General features: G+C 39.5%; 16 protein-coding genes. 9 read left to right on the forward strand and 7 right to left on the reverse strand.

Going from position 1 to position 17387, the window contains the following annotated elements; all coding sequences use genetic code 11:
- The first annotated feature begins 20 nt into the window (after positions 1 to 20).
- From ygfZ to F936_RS17965, 3 genes are all read left to right on the forward strand, one after another.
- Positions 21 to 743: a CAF17-like 4Fe-4S cluster assembly/insertion protein YgfZ gene (ygfZ, locus tag F936_RS17955; protein WP_005050026.1), complete on the forward strand. Its 723-nt coding sequence runs from the start codon at positions 21 to 23 to the stop codon at positions 741 to 743.
- Positions 744 to 892: 149 nt separating this feature from the next.
- On the forward strand, positions 893 to 1603 hold the full coding sequence (locus F936_RS17960; RefSeq protein WP_005050027.1) for a DsbC family protein: 711 nt from the start codon (positions 893 to 895) through the stop codon (positions 1601 to 1603).
- 185 nt (positions 1604 to 1788) lie between these two features.
- Positions 1789 to 2607 carry a tetratricopeptide repeat protein gene (locus F936_RS17965; protein ID WP_005050028.1) on the forward strand — a complete coding sequence of 273 codons (819 nt, stop codon included), beginning with the start codon at positions 1789 to 1791 and terminating at the stop codon, positions 2605 to 2607.
- Positions 2608 to 2641: 34 nt separating this feature from the next.
- Here F936_RS17965 and F936_RS17970 read toward each other — a convergent pair whose 3' ends face one another.
- The 4 genes from F936_RS17970 to F936_RS17985 all read right to left on the reverse strand — a co-directional run bounded on the left by F936_RS17970 (position 2642) and on the right by F936_RS17985 (position 7570).
- Entirely contained in the window at positions 2642 to 3565 is a 924-nt protein-coding gene (locus F936_RS17970; RefSeq protein WP_005050030.1) for an AEC family transporter, read from the reverse strand.
- A gap of 56 nt (positions 3566 to 3621) precedes the next feature.
- Positions 3622 to 4731 (reverse strand): NADH:flavin oxidoreductase/NADH oxidase, encoded by a 1110-nt coding sequence (locus F936_RS17975; protein WP_005050032.1) that lies wholly within the window; start codon positions 4729 to 4731, stop codon positions 3622 to 3624.
- A 9-nt stretch (positions 4732 to 4740) separates the two neighbouring features.
- The gene (locus F936_RS17980) at positions 4741 to 6870 is read right to left on the reverse strand and encodes a TonB-dependent receptor (protein ID WP_005050033.1); all 2130 of its coding nucleotides are present in this window, start codon (positions 6868 to 6870) and stop codon (positions 4741 to 4743) included.
- A 133-nt stretch (positions 6871 to 7003) separates the two neighbouring features.
- On the reverse strand, positions 7004 to 7570 hold the full coding sequence (locus tag F936_RS17985) for a DNA-3-methyladenine glycosylase (RefSeq protein ID WP_005050034.1): 567 nt from the start codon (positions 7568 to 7570) through the stop codon (positions 7004 to 7006).
- A 76-nt stretch (positions 7571 to 7646) separates the two neighbouring features.
- Here F936_RS17985 and mutM point away from each other — a divergent pair, with 76 nt between their 5' ends.
- Together mutM and F936_RS17995 are read left to right on the forward strand one after the other, a co-directional pair.
- Positions 7647 to 8471, forward strand: a complete 825-nt coding sequence (gene mutM, locus F936_RS17990; RefSeq protein ID WP_005050035.1) for a bifunctional DNA-formamidopyrimidine glycosylase/DNA-(apurinic or apyrimidinic site) lyase — start codon at positions 7647 to 7649, stop codon at positions 8469 to 8471.
- 18 nt (positions 8472 to 8489) lie between these two features.
- Positions 8490 to 8780, forward strand: coding sequence for a peptidylprolyl isomerase (locus tag F936_RS17995; protein ID WP_003655265.1), 291 nt, complete (start codon positions 8490 to 8492; stop codon positions 8778 to 8780).
- Between the two features lie 10 nt (positions 8781 to 8790).
- Here the strand turns inward: F936_RS17995 and F936_RS18000 are convergent, their stop codons facing one another.
- The 3 genes from F936_RS18000 to typA all read right to left on the reverse strand — a co-directional run bounded on the left by F936_RS18000 (position 8791) and on the right by typA (position 11807).
- Complete coding sequence (locus F936_RS18000; RefSeq protein ID WP_005050038.1) at positions 8791 to 9144, reverse strand: gamma-glutamylcyclotransferase family protein; 354 nt, start codon at positions 9142 to 9144, stop codon at positions 8791 to 8793.
- Positions 9145 to 9284: 140 nt separating this feature from the next.
- Positions 9285 to 9716 carry a large conductance mechanosensitive channel protein MscL gene (mscL, locus tag F936_RS18005; RefSeq protein ID WP_005050039.1) on the reverse strand — a complete coding sequence of 144 codons (432 nt, stop codon included), beginning with the start codon at positions 9714 to 9716 and terminating at the stop codon, positions 9285 to 9287.
- Between the two features lie 255 nt (positions 9717 to 9971).
- A complete protein-coding gene (gene typA, locus F936_RS18010; protein WP_003655262.1) occupies positions 9972 to 11807 on the reverse strand; it encodes a translational GTPase TypA in 1836 nt (611 codons plus the stop codon).
- 177 nt (positions 11808 to 11984) lie between these two features.
- On the opposite strand from typA, the gene F936_RS18015 reads away from it, so the two are divergent.
- The 4 genes from F936_RS18015 to F936_RS18030 all read left to right on the forward strand — a co-directional run bounded on the left by F936_RS18015 (position 11985) and on the right by F936_RS18030 (position 17384).
- Positions 11985 to 13343, forward strand: a complete 1359-nt coding sequence (locus F936_RS18015) for a uracil-xanthine permease family protein (protein ID WP_005050041.1) — start codon at positions 11985 to 11987, stop codon at positions 13341 to 13343.
- 63 nt (positions 13344 to 13406) lie between these two features.
- Entirely contained in the window at positions 13407 to 14420 is a 1014-nt protein-coding gene (locus F936_RS18020; RefSeq protein ID WP_005050043.1) for a methyltransferase, read from the forward strand.
- Positions 14421 to 14441: 21 nt separating this feature from the next.
- A complete protein-coding gene (locus tag F936_RS18025) occupies positions 14442 to 15902 on the forward strand; it encodes an amino acid permease (RefSeq protein ID WP_005050045.1) in 1461 nt (486 codons plus the stop codon).
- Positions 15903 to 16178: 276 nt separating this feature from the next.
- Positions 16179 to 17384, forward strand: a complete 1206-nt coding sequence (locus tag F936_RS18030; protein WP_005050046.1) for an RtcB family protein — start codon at positions 16179 to 16181, stop codon at positions 17382 to 17384.
- The last annotated feature ends 3 nt before the right edge of the window (positions 17385 to 17387 follow it).

A 17387-nucleotide genomic window follows, 5' to 3' on the forward strand; every position in this document is an offset into this window, starting at 1 on the left:
TATTGAATTTGAGATTAATCATGAGTCTGCTCGCTTTCTCGTCATATGCTTTAAACGGTGTAGATGCACAAAAGTTTTTACAAGGCCAAGTTACTGTAGATACTGAACGTTTAGCTGAAAATGAAACACGCTATACAGCCATCTGTGATCTTAAAGGTCGTATCCACTTTGGCTTGTGGTTAAAAAAGATTAATGCTGAAAGTTTTGAAATCGTAGTTGCTCAAGATCAAGCAGAAGAGTTTGCCAAACATATTAAAAAATTTGGTGCTTTTTCGAAAATGACCTTGAGTGAAGAAGGTCCTGCTTTTCCAAAAATCTCTGGTCATCAGACTGAGTTTTCTGCACTAGAAACTGATATTTCTGAATGGCAGAAACAAGCTATTCTTTCTGGCCAAGCTTGGATTACACAGGCAACAGAACACGAGTTTCAACCTCAAGAATTACGTTTACATCAACGCGAAGGCGTTAATTACGATAAGGGCTGTTACCTAGGTCAGGAAATTGTGGCGCGCCTTTGGTTTAAAGCAAAACCAAAACACTGGTTACATCTAGTGCAAGGTACAGGTGAAGCCCCTGCGGCGAAAGCTCAACTCCATAACGATATTGAAGTCGTCAATAGTGTTGCAAATGAGGAAGGTTATCTTGCTTTAGTTGTGGCTAAACCTGCTGCTCTAGAAGAGCTGGGCCTTCAAGTTCTTGATTTACCTGAAGCCTTAAGCGGTGATGTTGCCAGACCACAATAACTCATTATTTGCTTAAGCTGGAAAGCCCACCTATAAACTTGTGGGCTTTTTTATAGATACAAAATACTAATGAATTCATTAAATTAGAACGTCAATTTTTTAAGTTTTATATGCCATCATTAACCCTGTTGAAATTAAAGAGAAAAAAGATGAAGACTAAACTTGCTACACTCATGTTGAGTTTGGCTATTTTCGGTTCTGCTCATGCTGATGTTAAAACACTTGAACAAAATCTTAAGACAAATTATCCCGATTTGCCTGTAAAGGGTGTTTATCAATCTCCTGTACAAGGCATTTATGAAGTGTATACAAGCGGTCGTATTGTCTATACCAATCAAGAAGCCAAGTATTTTTTTGTAGGTAATTTAGTCGACATTAAACAACAAAAAAATATGACTGATGAGCGAATTGCTGAATTGGGTAAGATTGATGTTAAAAGCTTACCGCTCAATCAAGCGATTAAATATGTAAAAGGAAAAGGCGAACGTACGATCTATATCTTTAGCGATCCTGACTGCCCGTATTGCCAACACTTAGAACAAAATATGGTTGGAGTAGACAACGTAACGATATATGTCTTCCTTTACCCTCTTACCAGTTTGCATCCGAACGCCGAAAAAGTTTCAAATCAAATCTGGTGTTCAAAGAATCCGGCAGAGGCATGGACCAACTATATGCTTAACCGCAAGCTACCTACGACCAGCAAAAACTGTTCGACACCAATCCAGAAAAACATAGCTTTAGGTAATAAATTAAATATTGATGGAACACCTACTCTATTCTTACAAGATGGTCAAAGAATCGCGGGTGTACCGAGTGATGCTAAACAAATTGAGGCATTACTCAAGTCAGCAAAATAACACAAACAGCCATTCTGAACTTTTGCTCAGAGTGGCTATTATTTTCTCCATAATTTGCCCAAAGTGCAGTGCTTCATATACAAATCGGCTGTTTACTTTCAGCGTTCAAGATTTATGATGAGAACTTGAAACTATTTAATGCATCAATGGAATGATGTAGCTACGAAGTAAAAGGTTAAAAAGAAATGAAGAAATTACTAATCGCAAGCCTAATCACCCTTTCAACTGCATCAATTTTTGCGGCAGATAACACTACGACGGCTGCTAAAACAGATGCTTTTAAACAAGCTGAACAACTCTATGCAGCAAAAAATTACCCAGCTGCATTTCAGGAAATGCAACGCCTAGCTCAAACGGGTAATGCTCAAGCCATCTATAACTTAGGTTACATGACCCAAACTGGGCAAGGCACAGCAAAAGATTCTTCTAAAGCCCTTAAGTATTATGAAGATGCATCTAATAAAGGCTACGCCCAAGCCAGTTATACACTCGCTCAAATCTATGAGACAGGCGAACTAGGCGTTGCCAAAGATAGTAATAAATTCAGTCAATATATTCAAAAAGCATCGGCTCAAGGTTCTGATGATGCGACTGTAAAAATTGCTACGATTTTATTTGCTCAGAAAAAACCACAATCTCATCAAATCGCTCTGCAAAAGTTAGCGCCTTTAATTAGAAAGGGCAACTATCCTGCGATTCAGGTCAAAGCGCTTTATGATATTAGCCAAGGTGTGGAAAATAAAAACCCACTCATGAAACGTCAAGGCATTGAGTCTTTACAATCAATTGCACAAAAAGGTTATGCACCAGCTTCTATGGCTTTAGCGACCATGATGGCCAATGGCAATATCATTCCACAAAATTTGCCACAGGCTAAAAAGATTTTTACTGAGTTAGCTAACCAAAATGTTCCCAATGCTAGAGAATCTTTAGCTTCGGTTGATAAAATTATTGCAGAAAAAAGTAAACAACCTACTCCTGCACAGCCAGCCCCAAAAAAATAGTGAATGACTTAAGCCCCGCAAGGGGCTTTTTAATTTACCACCACAAAGCGATAAGTCCGCTCACCCCAATAAAACCAACAACTGTACTAATCATTAAAGGTGTTAAGGCCTTTTCATTTAAACCATATGCTTGTCCAAAAATTCCAAAAGCAATTGGCATCGGTAAAGCAGCAATTAATGTTCCTGCGTAAAGCATTTCACGGCTTACATCTGGAGTGATTAAAAAGAGTGCAAAAATAACAGATGGCATCAGGATAACTTTAAATGTCGCCAATAAAACACTTTCTATGTTTACCGTTGTTATTCCAATCCCAACTAAGCTTCCCCCAATTGCAAACAAAGCCAAAGGTGATGCCGTGCGCCCAAGTAACTCTAAAGACTGATCAAGAGTCGTAGGAAGATTAACATCTAAAAGAATGCATCCCATCCCAACCAAAATAGCGATAATCACTGGATTCTTGAGTAAATTCAAAAAGGTTTGTTTTAAAAGCGGTAAAAGATTTTGTTGTTGATGTAAACCAGCTTCGGCCAAAATCAGCATGAGTGCCACAATCAATAAATTTTCAATGATTAAGGTTAAAGAAATATAAATCGCTGCATGGTTGCCAATCAACATAGTCAAAATAGCAGTTCCCATGAACCCAGTATTGGACATCGAAGCGCCCATCGCAATTACGGCGCTATGGGTTAAACTATTTTTAAAATATTTTCGATAAAGAATAAAAGCTAAGAAAAATAAAATTAAAGACCCACCGCCATAAGCAACAAAATAAGCAGGATGCCAAATGTCCTGTAAGTTTTTATTTGCTAAAGAATGAATTAAAAAAGCTGGTAAAGAAATTTTAATCACAAATGCACTAAGTGCCCGGATCTGTTCAGGCGTTACCAATTTGATGAGAACACAAACATAGCCCATCAATAGCAATATCAAGATAGGCAAAATAACCTGAAAAACCACCGAACGACCTCACTCATCTAAAGAAAAACGGGCAAAGATGACTTTGCCCGATACAGTTAAAAAGAATTAAAAAGCTGTTTTACCCCGTGAGGTTGGCAACGTAAATATTGAGGTGCTATTTTAACTTCCGCACCTAAAGCTGCTGCTGCATGCCAAGGCCATCTTGGGTCATATAACATTGCACGAGCAAGGCCAATGGCATCAGCTTGCTGATTTTCCAAAATTTGTTCGGCGTGTTCTGGCTTAGTAATTAGCCCTACAGCAATGACTGGAATAGACACATGCTTTTTGACTTGTTCAGCAAAAGGAACTTGGTAACCAGCTCCAATCTGAATAGATTGGTGCTCGTGCAAACCACCACTAGACACATGCACATAGGCTGCGCCCAACTGCTCTAAAGCTTTTGATAAACCAACGGTAGATTCAACATCCCAGTGTTCTACACCGTCTAACCAGTCGGTCGCAGACAATCTAACTCCCACTGGATAACCAGCAGGAACAGCGAGTTTAATCGCCTGAAGAACCTCAAGGGCCATGCGCATACGGTTTTCTAAAGAGCCGCCATATTCATCTGTACGCTGATTCGCAATTGGGGATAAAAATTGATGTAACAAGTAACCATGCGCAGCATGAACTTCGATTAACTCAAAGCCAGCTTCTACAGCACGTTTTGCTGCTGCTGCAAAGTCTTGTTGAACTTGTTTAATCTCAGCAATGGTTAAAGCATGCGGTGCAGCATCATGAACAGAAAAGGTACTTTCACTTGGAGCAACCGTTTGCCAACCATGTGGCTGATCTTTTGCAATTTGCCCTTTGCCTAACCACGGTTTTTCAGTAGAAGCCTTACGACCTGCATGTGCTAACTGAATTCCAAATGGCATGGGTGAAAGTGTTCTAACCTTACCCAATAACGTTTTGATTTGGTCACGTTGCTGATCATTCCAGAGTCCAAGGTCCGCATAACTAATACGTCCCTCAGCTTGCACAGCAGTCGCCTCTACAATACAAAGCCCTGCACCAGATAATGCATAATTTGCCCATTGCTGTTCATGCCAATAGGTCACTTCACCGTCATCTGTTGCCGAATATTGGCACATTGGGGCAATTACAATTCTATTGACCAGTTGTAGTGAACCAAAGTTAACCGTTTCAAATAATTTTGCCATTTTTAATTCCTAGAATTGCTTAATTACACGTAAACCTGCACTCCAGTTACGTCCATCCGCTGGCTCAAAGTAGCGTCCATTACCGTCATTTACGATCACTGAACCTGCATAGTTTTTATCAAATAGGTTATCAACACGGGCAAAGCTATTCACTTTCCAGTCGCCCATTACCCATGCATAACCAACATTAGCTGAGGTTACACTGTAGCTTGGCGCTGCGTCACTATTGGTATCATTCACGTATACTTTATCCATATACTGTATATCTACACCACCATATAAACCGTGCGTAGGTTGCCAAGCCAAAGAGGCATAAGCCTGATTTTTAGCAATACCCGGGATGGAATTGCCTGATGGAATTTGAACAACACTGCCTGAGGCTGGAATATCAGCATCAAAGGTTGCATCTAAATATGTATAGCTTGCAGTCGCAGTTAAATCTCGCCACAATTTTTTATTCCATGCAAACTCTACACCTTCACGTAAAGTTTTATCTGCATTACGGAACGTTGAACGGCCGTTAGAATTCCCTGCTGAAACAATGTCATCTTTAGTTTTAGTCTGGAAAACTGCCAAAGTAAAATCACCCAAATGATTTTGTGACTTTAAGCCTGTTTCATAGGTATCACTTGTTGATGCTGTTAAACCAAAATTAAAGCCACTCAAACCATCTGGACGATATGCCATTTCAGTAAATGTCGGTGTTTCAAAACCTTTGGCATAACTCACATACGCCATAAGTTCAGGTAAAATTTGCCAGCTTAAAGCAGCTGACGGTAATACTTTATCGTAATCAGTTTTATCGCTATCATCGCCATTGCTTAAATAATGATCTTCAGATTTGTAATGGACATTACTGTAACGTACACCCGTATCTAAACGCCATGTTGGTAAGAACTGCCATGAAGCTTGTAAATAGGGATCAATATTCCACAAAGTATTATCTTCTTCGCGGCGTAAATTACCTTTAACACCATAAGATGGCTGACCGTTTACTAAGTTAAAGTTTTCAAAGCCTTTGCGATCTTCATCCATTGCATCAAGTGCAACACCTGCACTGATCGTCGTATTCGGTAATAGTTCTTTACCCGTCCAACGGAAATCGGCACCATAATAATTACGCTCAAAATCAATCACGCCACCTGCATGATTAATGCTGGCATCTTGTGTCGACTTAGGAATAGATTGATATTGAGTCACCTGACGATTACCTAAATATGCCATCGCATAAAGCTCATGATGGTCATTAATCGGCTTAGACCACGTCACGCCCGTTTGAGTTTGTTCAATATCTTTACGGACATTAAATTGCTTTAAAAATGGAACCTGTTGCTTTGGGTTAGCATTCCATTGGTCATGAGTTAAACCCTGCGGATCATCTGCATGGATTTTGACATAGTTGGTCACCCAATTGATCTTGCTTCCATCATCAAGATTCCAACTGAGTTTTGCATTGTTTAATACTTTCTCTGCACCGCTATGTTCTCGGTAACCATCGGTATCGAAATATGATGAACTAATAACATAACTTGGTTCATTCGCACCCTTTGCCCCACCTTGTAGCATGAGTCCAGCTCGGCTTTTATCATTGCTCCCACCCGAATAACTCAGCTCAATCGAGTCTTTACCCTGCCCTTCTTTAGTAGACGTTAAAATCGTTCCGCCAGATGAGTTTCCGTAAAGCGAAGAAAAAGGTCCTGTTAGAACTTCAACATGATCCAGACTACTTAAATCGATATTAGACGTTTGACCTTGTCCATCTGGCATTGTTGCAGGAATACCATCCACATACAGGCGAATACCTCGAACACCAAAAGTTGAACGTGCACCAAAACCACGCATGGAGAGCTGTAAATCTTGTGCATAATTTTCGCGATTACGAATCTGTAAACTCGGTATGCCTTTTACAACTTCAGTTAAATTTACTTGTGAGGAAGTATCCGTTTGAGGCACATCAACTCTAAAAACTGAAGCTGGTGTTTGTAAATAGGTTGTATCGGTACGCGTTGCTTCAACATGTAAAGTTGGCAATACCGTAATGTCTTGAGCTAAGTCATCTGCCCAAACAAGTGGGCTAGAAATACAACCCATACTCATCAAAATACAGTAATGAAGTCGGTCTAAGCGTAATAAGGACATGCTTATTTCCTATATTTATATTGTAGTTATGATAACAAAAAGCAGTGTCTTGTCTGGATATAGAATTTGCTCTGCATTGTTTTAAATCTGGGACACACTTAATCACTATCGAAGAACTTACTACCTACTTTAATTAACGACTTAAAGAGGGATGATCTTTCCAGCAATATCGTTCAGGCCAATCTTTTGCCTCTTCGGCATAGTCAATTCCTATACGTGGTGTCATCACCACTTCTAGCTGAGTGGATGCTGCTTCAATCCATAGCCCTGATTCCTCTCCTAGAGTTTGACCTTTTAAAGATCGATCAATGCCTAAATAGCGTGTCAATTTGCCGGGTCCAGCTAAAAGCTTATATTCTTTTTTGGTTGAAGCACCATTCAAAAATGCAGAACGAATCATTACCCCTTCAGGGATGCCTTCTGTCTGAGTAATGAGATTGAGCATTTCATACATGCCATAAATTAAATAGACATAAATCGTGCCACCTAAACCATACATCACCTCTGTTCGAGCTGTACGTTTATCATTGTAGCTATGGCAAGCTTTATCTCGAATTCCTAAATAAGCTTCAGTTTCGGTAATCGTACATCGAATGACGTGTCCATCAGCTTGTCGCTTACATAGCACGCATCCGATTAAATCATGAGCAACCTGTGAAGTTTCACGTTGAAACCAGCTTAATGGTAAAATATCTGACATAGTAATCTCTGAAATATTACATACCACACGATATACTTGATTATTCCAGTATATCTGTTAATTCTGCGAGTTGGCGATGCCTGAGTTACCCGAAGTCGAAACAACTAAAACCAGTTTATTTCCCTTATTGAATCAAAAAGTTCAAAGTGTAGAAGTACGTAACCCAAGCTTACGCTGGGCAATTCCCGATGATGTTCATAAACTCGTTGGGCAACGTCTTATTGGATTAAATCGACGCTCAAAATATATTTTGGCAGAGTTTGAACAAGATCAAATGCTCTGGCATTTAGGAATGTCAGGCAGCTTCCGCTTGTGTCAGCCAAATGATGAGCTGAGAAAACATGATCACTTCATCATTCGCTTTGAAGAACATGAATTACGTTACCACGACCCACGTCGCTTTGGCTGTATTCTCTGGCTAAACCCTGAAACACAAGGAAAGTTAATTGATACTTTAGGACCCGAGCCTTTAAGTACTGACTTTAATGCAGAATATTTAGCTTCAAAACTTAAAAATAAATCTGTCGGCACAAAAATTGCACTTATGGATAATCATGTTGTGGTTGGTGTTGGCAATATTTATGCAACTGAAAGTTTATTTAATGTCGGGATCCATCCCGCACAACCTGCTGCGGACCTAAGCCTTGAACAAATCGAGAAACTGGTGATCGAAATCAAACGGATTTTAAAATCGGCGATTGATTTGGGCGGTTCGACCTTACGTGATTACAGCAATGCCATGGGTGAAAATGGTTATTTCCAACAGACCCTTTTGGCGTATGGACGTGCCGGACAGATGTGTGTTAACTGTGAAACCACGTTAGAAAACTTAAAACTTGGACAACGTGCAAGTGTATTTTGCCCAGAGTGCCAACCCCTCAAAAAGTCCAATAAGCTCTAATTTTCAGAGGAAGTCATAATGCAAACAGCAATCGTCCGACATATTCTGGTCAAAGATAAAGACTTAGCCGAACAGTTAAAAAAGAAGCTACAAAGTGGTGCAGACTTTGCCAAACTTGCTAAGCAATATTCAACTTGTAATTCAGCAAAACGCGGTGGTGAATTAGGCGAAGTCAAAAAAGGACAGCTGGTGCCAGTGATTGATAAAGTGGTGTTTACAGCCGCCGAACGGGTACTACAAGGACCAATAAAAAGCCAATTTGGTTATCATCTTTTAGAAGTTAAATTCAGAATGAGTAGCTTACGTTGATTCCATTATTTTAATTGTGGTTTTCAGAAGCTTGGGCCTGCGCATTCAGTTGATATGTCCAAGCTTTGATCTGTTTACCTGACTCAAGCTTCACATCAGCTATGACACGTTGATATTGAAAACCTTCAAAATCATCAAGCATCTGCCAGTTTTCAGCCAGTTTTTCTGTGCTAAACAGATAGCCCTCTACCCAATCGGCTTTTGCATCTAAAACAATTGCTTTTAAGCCTTTGTCGGGTCCCCAATCTAAAATATGAATCACACCACGCACACTGGCTTTTGTCCAGTTACCGCTAATCTGCTCTAAAATATGAGCATTTGCTTTATTTGGGCATAAGGTTCCATACACAAAAAGCTGATTCATTTATTTATACCCCTTTTACAATATGTGCAGTTGAACTTATCGGTAACCTTTCAATTTTATCAATATCTTTAGTCCAACATAAAATACTTAGTAATAAAAAACGGCACCTTAAGTACCGCTTTTATTAATTTCGAAGATTGTTAAGCTTGCTTCTTCAACTCATCACGAATTTCACGCAATAATTGAATATCTTCAGGAGTTGCAGCTGGAGCTTCTGGCTCGTTCTTATCACGGCGAAGTCTGTTTAATAATTTCACCATTAAGAACACAACCCAAGCCAAAATAATAAAGTTGATTAAAATGGTGAGGAAATTACCATAGGTTAAAACATTGATACCTGCTTTTTGCAAAGCATCTAAAGATTGCAGATTGGCAGGGTTTGCTCCTAGAACAATGAATTTCTGTGAAAAATCGACACCACCACCAGTAATTACACTGATCAACGGCATGATAATATCTTTTACTAAAGAGTCTACGATTTTGCCAAAAGCACCACCAATAATCACACCAATGGCTAAATCCATCATATTGCCTTTCACGGCAAATTCTTTAAATTCTTGAATAATACTCATCTAAACATCTCCAGATGTCGGGGGTTAAAACACGTTATATTTTTCTTTTTCATTGGCATCTTATCCATTTAGATAGTACTCGCCATGATATTGATAATTTAATATTTTTATCAAAAAAAGAAAGTTATTTCACACTTTAACAACATATTAACTGATAAGAAAAATATGATTTTAAGCTTAGTTTAATTTCAAATATAACGATTAAAAAAACCGCTAAATTAATTTAGCGGTTTTTTCTTTTTCACTTAAGAAAAATTATTTATCACGGTTACGTTTACGTTCATTTTCAGTCAAGTAACGCTTACGGATACGGATTGATTTTGGTGTTACTTCAACTAATTCATCATCTTCAATGAATTCAAGTGCTTGTTCAAGCGTGTATTCAACAGCTGGTGTCAACGTTAACGCTTCATCTGTACCAGATGCACGTACGTTTGTTAACTGTTTCGCTTTAGTTGGGTTAACAACCATATCATCTGAACGAGAGTTAATACCAATGATCATACCTTCGTAAACTTCTAACTGAGGTTTAGCGAATAGACGACCACGGTCTTGCAATGTGAATAATGCATAGCCCAAACAAACGCCTTGAACCATAGAAATCAACACACCGTTTTGACGTTTCGCAACAGTACCTTGTTTCATTGGACCGTAATGCGAGAAGCTTGATGTCATGATCCCTGTACCAGAAGTCATGGTCAAGAATTCAGAACGGAAACCAATTAAGCCACGTGAAGGAACAGTTGCTTCAATACGGATACGGCCTTTACCGTCAACTTCCATATTTGTCATTTCACCTTTACGGTAACCCATTTGTTCCATTACCGAACCTTGGTGCTGTTCTTCAACGTCAAATGTTACGTTTTCGTATGGTTCTTGCTTTTCGCCGTCAACTTCTTTCAAAATAACTTGTGGACGTGATACGCCCATTTCGAAGCCTTCACGACGCATGTTTTCAATAAGAACTGAAAGGTGAAGTTCACCACGACCAGACACTTTGAAACGGTCTGGACTGTCAGTATCTTCAACACGTAATGCTACGTTGTGAATCAATTCACGATCTAAACGTTCACGAATATTACGTGAAGTAACAAATTTACCTTCTTTACCCGCAAACGGTGAGTTGTTTACTTGGAAAGTCATCGTAACAGTAGGTTCATCTACAGATAACGGCGGTAAAGCTTCAACATTTTTCGGATCACAAATCGTGTCAGAAATATGAAGTGCATCGATACCTGTTACACAAACGATATCACCAGCATTTGCCTCTTCAACGTCAACGCGATCTAGACCATGGTAACCCATGATTTTTAAGATACGACCGTTACGTGTTTTACCTTCTTTGTCGATAACAGTTACAGGTGTGTTTAATTTAACTGAACCACGCTGAATACGACCAACACCGATTACACCAACAAAGCTGTTATAATCAAGTGAAGAGATTTGCATTTGGAATGGACCATCAACATCAACTGCTGGTGGTTCAACGATATCTACAATTGTTTGGAACAATGGAGTCATGTCGTCAGCAAGTTCTTCTGGAGAAGGACCAGCAACACCACGTAAACCTGATGCATAAACAACTGGGAAGTCTAACTGTTCGTCAGTACCACCTAAGTTATCAAACAAATCAAATACTTGGTCAATTACCCAATCAGGACGCGCACTTGGCTTATCTACTTTGTTGATAATCACGATTGGCTTCAAACCGCTCGCAAAGGCTTTCGATGTCACAAAACGAGTTTGTGGCATTGGACCTTCTTGAGAATCGACAAGAAGAAGTACGCAGTCAACCATCGACATTACACGTTCAACTTCACCACCGAAGTCAGCATGTCCTGGGGTGTCCACGATGTTAATGCGGTATTCTGTATTTGTACGCGCATCAGTCCATTTAATTGCAGTGTTTTTTGCAAGAATGGTAATACCACGTTCACTTTCAATTGCACCTGAATCCATCACACGCTCGATTTCACCCGCGCGATCACCTAATGCACCTGATTGTTGTAAAAGTTTGTCGACTAAAGTCGTTTTACCATGATCGACGTGCGCAATGATGGCAATGTTACGGAGTGTTTTAATATCTGACATGTAAATTCGATACGCCTAAAGTTTGAGGGCAAATTATACAGAAAAACACTACTCTTGAGTAGTGACAGTTTATTGACATTGACAAAAAAATTTCTAATAGCCTGTATTTCGTTTTGTAAAGATAGTTATCTCGATTAGAATAGCGCCAATTTGCAAAATTGCGGCGGACCTACACCCATGTCCAATCAACACTCTCAAGACCATTTAGACCTTGTTTATGGTTTAAATGATCGACCAAAACCTTTGATCGCTTTTTTAGCAGCTTTCAAGCATTTGCTTGCGATTATTGTACCAATTGTTACACCTGGCCTTTTAATTTGCTTAGCTTTAGGTGTTTCACGCACCGAAACTAACATGATTTTATCGATGTCTTTGGTAATTTCAGGTATTGCTACATTTTTACAATGTAAAAAAGTTGGTCCGTTTGGTGCAGGTCTTCTGATTGTTCAAGGCACAAGCTTTAACTTTATTGGCCCTATTATTGGTATTGGTAGTGCAATGGTTGCCACAGGAATACCTGTAAACCAAGTCATGGCTGCAATATTTGGTGTAGTCATTGCCGGCTCATTCATTGAAATGGGTGTTTCGCAAATTCTTCCATGGGTAAAAAGACTCATTACTCCTTTGGTGACCGGTATTGTTGTTTTATTAATTGGCTTAACGCTTATTAAAGAAGGCTTGATTAGTATGGGTGGTGGCTACCAAGCCATGCAAGATCATACTTTTGCAAGTGCAGACAACCTTATTATGTCATGTACTGTACTTGCCATTATTGTTGTTCTAAATCGTATTCGAGTGGTTTGGATTAAAAGTTCAGCTATTTTAATCGCTTTAGTGAGTGGTTACATTCTTGCCGGATTTATGGGTCATCTAGATTTCTCTGGTATTAAAGATGCGCCACTCGTACAAATTCCAACACCAATGCACTTTGGTTTGAGCTTCTCTTGGGGATTGTTCATTCCAATGGCATTCATTTACTTGGTGACCTCTTTAGAAGCAATTGGTGATGTGACAGCAACTAGTAAACTTTCCAACCAACCTGTTAATGGTCCAGTATGGATGCAACGTATTAAAGGTGGCGTGTTAGTTAATGGTGCAAACTCTTTATTGGCAGGATTATTTAACACTTTCCCTAGTTCTGTTTTCGCTCAAAACAATGGTGTAATTCAATTAACTGGGGTTGCTAGCCGCTATGTAGGTATCTGGATTGCCATTTTACTGATTTTATTAGGTCTATTTCCGGCTGTAGCTGGTGTTATACAAGCAGTTCCTCAAGCAGTATTAGGTGGCGCTGTTATGGTAATGTTCGGTGCAGTGGCTGCATCAGGTATCAACATTCTGTCTTCAGTTCATCTTGATCGCCGAGCATTATTAATTATTGCCATCTCACTTGCATTAGGTTTAGGCGTTGCTCAAGTTCCTCAAATTTTAGAGCATCTTCCAGAATTATTTAAAAACATTTTTAGCTCTGGCGTGGCAACAGGTGGTATAGCAGCATTAATTTTAAATGTTGTGCTTCCTGAAACGCATAAATAACTAACTTTTAATTTTGATTACTGCCCAGCTCCCACTGGGCATTCTTCTTCATGAGAGATGTACATGGATCCTAGAAGTGAAGTGGTATTAAGACAGCAAGACTATTTGAAAGGTAGAATCTTGTTAATTAATGCACCGAATGATGCCTTAGTCAGTCAACTACCCGCTGGGACTGATGCGTCAGTCTGGACATGGAATCATGCCGACTATCAGGGATTTATAAATAGTGGAACAGAAGCGCACTTCTCAGTTGAGTTTCCATCACAAGAATTCGACCAAGCAATCATTTTTGTTCCAAAATCTAAAGAGCTTTTGAATTACATATTGCATGTAGTGATGAGTCATCTTAAAACCAATCAAGCTGTTTTTTTAGTCGGTGAAAAAAAGGGTGGCGTAGAAAGAGCCGCCAAACAATTACAAAACTTCGGCAAAGTACTAAAACTTGATAGTGCCCGCCACTGTCAATTGTGGCACTTAAAGATAGAAAAGACAGAAAAAATTAAACCTCTGGAAAGTTGGCTTAAAACTTACACAGTTCAGGTTAATGAACAAGAGCTTACGATTTGTGCCCTCCCTGGTGTTTTTAGCCAAAATCATCTAGATGTCGGAACTGCTGTTTTACTCCCTTATCTTAATCAGGTGAAATCAGGTAGAATTGCCGACTTCGGGTGTGGTGCTGGAATTATCAGTTGCTATTTGGCAAAAATAAATTCAAGTAATATTATTCATGCCCTAGATATTGATGCTTTCGCTTTACGGTCAACGGAAATGACTTTTAGTCGAAATGGAATAGGTTCAGACCAGTTGAGATTGCAGCCTGTTATAGGTATTGCAGACGCCCCAACAGAACTCGATGCCATTGTCAGTAATCCTCCTTTTCATCAAGGTATTCATACCAACTATGATGCAAGTGAAGAACTCTGCCAGAACGCTAAAAAACATTTAAAGGCATCAGGTGAGCTATGGATTGTAGCAAACCGTTTTTTAAACTATCCGATCTTAATTGAGAAGCACTTTGGTCAGTGCCAGATTAAAACTGATCTTCAAGGCTTTAAGGTGTTATATGCCTGTGCATAACAAACTATGTAAGGAATCTCCATGAGCGAAACACATGCTCCTGAAAAACTCCAGCGTAAGCTTGGGGCTCGTCATCTGAATATGATCGCCATTGGTGGTTCCATAGGTACAGGTCTCTTCCTTGCTTCTGGATCAACCATTGCAAATGCTGGCCCCGGTGGAGCGCTACTCGCCTACTCTCTCATTGGTATTATGATTTACTTCTTAATGACCAGCTTAGGGGAGCTTGCAACCCACACCCCAACTTCTGGTGCTTTTTTTACATACGGCAGTCGTTATGTCGAAGAGGGCTTTGGTTTCGCTCTAGGCTGGAACTACTGGTACAACTGGGCAATTACGGTTGCATTCGAACTTGTTGCAGTTCAGTTTATTATGAAATTCTGGTTCCCTGATATACCTGGATTCTATTGGAGTGCCCTGTTCCTTGTCGTTATCTTTATGATTAATGCAATGACTGTAAAGGGATTCGGCGAAAGCGAATTCTGGTTCTCTATGGTAAAAGTGATCGCCATCGTTGCCTTTATTATCATTGGTTTAGCCATGATCATTAAGATTATGCTAACTCCAGGTGTCGCAGCTTTTGGAAACTGGACCTATAAAGAAGCACCTTTTGTAGGTGGTTTACAGGCCATGATCGGTGTTGCAATGATTGCCGGATTCTCTTTCCAGGGAACTGAGATGGTTGGCGTTGCTGCTGGTGAATCAAAAGATCCAAAGAAAACGATTCCACTTGCAATCAAACAGATTTTCTGGCGAATCTTACTGTTTTATATCTTATGTATTTTCATTATCGGCACTCTCATTGCCTATGATGACCCAAATTTGTTGCAAGCTGCTGCCACTGAAAATATTGCGCTTTCTCCATTTACCTTACTCTATGAAAGAGTTGGCTTTGCCTTTGCTGCTGGTTTAATGAATGCTGTCATTCTCACCGCTATTTTATCTGCAGGTAACTCGGGCATGTATTCTTCAACCCGTATGTTGTTTAAAATGGCTCAAGAAGGCCGTGCTCCAAGGTGGTTTGCACAACTTGATGGTCGTGGCGTTCCGATGAATGCACTATATGCCACAACATTTATCGCTGCATTTTGTTTCTTGACGACTTTTATTGGCGAAAAACAAGTATTTAACTGGCTACTTAATATGTCAGGTATGTGCGGTTTTATTGTTTGGTTAGGAATTGCTATTTCGCACTACCGCTTCCGCAAAGGTTATATTGCTCAAGGCTATAAATTAGAAGATTTAGCATACCGTGCCAAATTTTTCCCATTTGCACCTTGGTTTGCATTTATCCTATGTTCAATCATTATTTTGGGACAAAACTATCAAGCCATTTTAGGTGGAAAAATTGACTGGTTAGGCCTACTTTCAACCTATATTAGCTTGCCATTGTTCTTGATTATTTGGTTAGGCTATAAGTGGAAAAATAAAACCAAACTGATCCCTTATGATCAAATGAATGTGAAGCCAGAGCAAGACTAAAAATCGGTTTCAATAGATAATTAAAAGTAAATCAAAGATCAAAAGCTTGATCTTTGATTTAAAAAGCGTAAAATTCCGTTCAGATTTTCAACGGCACTTTTAAATAAGGAGGACATCATGCCAGTAGTACAAGGTAAAACAGACTAAATAATTTGGCACGATGTCAGCTCACGGACAAGTGTACAAATTCACTTCACTTGTCCGAATGCTCAAATTTAAAACCTAGCATTCGCTAGGTTTTTTTATGCCTGCTCGGACAAAAATAAGAGAAAAATTATGGGCATACAAAAAATATTAAATGAGGAGGCACTGTATGGTGTCCCCGTTAAAATTTTCACTCAAGATATAGATAGTGAAAGTATCGAACAACTCAAAAAAATGGCTCAGCTGCAATTTATCTATTCTCATATTGCAGTTATGCCTGATGTTCATGTTGGAAAAGGCGCGACCGTAGGTAGTGTTATTCCGACTAAACATGCCATTATTCCTGCTGCTGTAGGCGTAGATATTGGCTGTGGAATGAATGCAATTCGTTTAAGCCTAAAGGCTTCTCAATTGCCAGATAGTTTAAGCCGTTTACGCGATGCAATTGAGCGTAAAGTACCCGTCGGATTTGCTTTACATAAACAGGTCAAGGCAAAAGCTTCAAGCATTATTCCACTTGAAAAAAGCTTAGAGCCGATTATCAAAAAGCATCCTGGTCTTGTCCAGATGCTTCGACAATTTGATGCGACATGGCAAAAACAATTGGGTACTTTAGGTGGCGGCAACCACTTTATCGAGCTCTGTATTGATGAAAATCAAGACGTATGGATTATGCTGCATTCAGGTAGTAGAGGGCTTGGCAACGTTATTGGTACTTATTTTATTGAGTTAGCCAAGAAAGAAGCTCAACATCGTTTTGGTCATGTCTCTGATAAAGATTTGAGTTATTTTGCCGAAGGCTCAAAAAGTTTCGATGACTATGTGGAAGCTGTAGAATGGGCTCAAGAATATGCTTTTGAAAATCGCAAAGAAATGATGCGATTAATTTTAGAAGCAATTCGCCCTCTTCTACCCTCTTTTCAAATGACAAAAGAAGCAATTAATTGTCACCACAACTATGTGAGCCGTGAAACACATTTTGGTGAAAATTTATTGATTACCCGAAAAGGTGCAATTCGTGCTGGTTTAGATGAGTTAGGCATTATCCCAGGTTCAATGGGAGCAAGATCTTATATCGTCAGAGGTAAAGCAAACCCTGAGTCATTTTGTTCTTGTTCTCATGGCGCAGGTCGTAAGATGAGTCGAAGCAAGGCAAAAAATCTTTTTAACCAGCAAGATCTTATTGAACAAACCCAAGGTATTGAGTGCCGTAAAGACAGTGGCGTTGTCGACGAAATCCCAAGTGCTTATAAGGATATTGATGAAGTCATGGCAAATCAGGCTGACCTCATTGAAGTTGTCCACACACTTAAACAAGTTTTATGTATTAAAGGTTAAAAC

Origin of the sequence: Acinetobacter calcoaceticus DSM 30006 = CIP 81.8, assembly GCF_000368965.1 — a bacterium.
GTDB lineage: Bacteria > Pseudomonadota > Gammaproteobacteria > Pseudomonadales > Moraxellaceae > Acinetobacter > Acinetobacter calcoaceticus.

Bases quoted from the DNA above. Each gene is read 5' to 3' on its own strand.
- mscL (WP_005050039.1), bottom strand. From the start codon at position 9,716: ATGAGTATTATTCAAGAATTTAAAGAATTTGCCGTGAAAGGCAATATG.
- F936_RS18000 (WP_005050038.1), bottom strand. From the start codon at position 9,144: ATGAATCAGCTTTTTGTGTATGGAACCTTATGCCCAAATAAAGCAAAT.
- F936_RS17985 (WP_005050034.1), bottom strand. From the start codon at position 7,570: ATGTCAGATATTTTACCATTAAGCTGGTTTCAACGTGAAACTTCACAG.
- ygfZ (WP_005050026.1), top strand. From the start codon at position 21: ATGAGTCTGCTCGCTTTCTCGTCATATGCTTTAAACGGTGTAGATGCA.
- F936_RS18030 (WP_005050046.1), top strand. From the start codon at position 16,179: ATGGGCATACAAAAAATATTAAATGAGGAGGCACTGTATGGTGTCCCC.
- F936_RS18025 (WP_005050045.1), top strand. From the start codon at position 14,442: ATGAGCGAAACACATGCTCCTGAAAAACTCCAGCGTAAGCTTGGGGCT.
- F936_RS18020 (WP_005050043.1), top strand. From the start codon at position 13,407: ATGGATCCTAGAAGTGAAGTGGTATTAAGACAGCAAGACTATTTGAAA.
- mutM (WP_005050035.1), top strand. From the start codon at position 7,647: ATGCCTGAGTTACCCGAAGTCGAAACAACTAAAACCAGTTTATTTCCC.
- typA (WP_003655262.1), bottom strand. From the start codon at position 11,807: ATGTCAGATATTAAAACACTCCGTAACATTGCCATCATTGCGCACGTC.
- F936_RS18015 (WP_005050041.1), top strand. From the start codon at position 11,985: ATGTCCAATCAACACTCTCAAGACCATTTAGACCTTGTTTATGGTTTA.
- F936_RS17960 (WP_005050027.1), top strand. From the start codon at position 893: ATGAAGACTAAACTTGCTACACTCATGTTGAGTTTGGCTATTTTCGGT.
- F936_RS17980 (WP_005050033.1), bottom strand. From the start codon at position 6,870: ATGTCCTTATTACGCTTAGACCGACTTCATTACTGTATTTTGATGAGT.
- F936_RS17965 (WP_005050028.1), top strand. From the start codon at position 1,789: ATGAAGAAATTACTAATCGCAAGCCTAATCACCCTTTCAACTGCATCA.
- F936_RS17975 (WP_005050032.1), bottom strand. From the start codon at position 4,731: ATGGCAAAATTATTTGAAACGGTTAACTTTGGTTCACTACAACTGGTC.
- F936_RS17995 (WP_003655265.1), top strand. From the start codon at position 8,490: ATGCAAACAGCAATCGTCCGACATATTCTGGTCAAAGATAAAGACTTA.